At 50.1% G+C, this 387-nt stretch carries 1 protein-coding gene; it reads right to left on the reverse strand.

Annotated elements, in window-relative coordinates; genetic code table 11:
* Positions 1-387: alpha/beta hydrolase (locus tag CWB99_RS23805; RefSeq protein ID WP_138686257.1), on the reverse strand; the 387-nt coding region annotated here is incomplete at both ends.

Here is a 387-nt window from a genome sequence, read left to right on the forward strand (position 1 = left end):
TATATTGGCCGCGTGATGTACGGTAAAAATCGTAAAACTCTTTAGCTATGGGGTGTGAATCGTCATTGATCTCATGAGGAGTGCCGCCGGTGTATTGAGTTTCACCGCCTGCAAACTCAACGTCACGCTGCGCAGCAGCTTGAGCGATCACTTGTTTACGTTGTGCCAGCGTTTGCGACTGGTTATAAAGGTTGCGAGTGAATGCCCCCATGTTATACATACTCACCGTGGCTATGGCTTTCATACGCGGGTCGATTTTCGCAGCACTGATTGCGAAGCCACCGCTGCCGCATATGCCCAGTACTCCGATACGTTTGGCATCGACATGCTCGTTGGAGCCTAAGTAATCGACTGCGGCACTAAAATCTTCGGCATACATGTCTGGTA

This window comes from Pseudoalteromonas rubra (assembly GCF_005887095.1).
GTDB classification, from domain to species: domain Bacteria; phylum Pseudomonadota; class Gammaproteobacteria; order Enterobacterales; family Alteromonadaceae; genus Pseudoalteromonas; species Pseudoalteromonas rubra_E.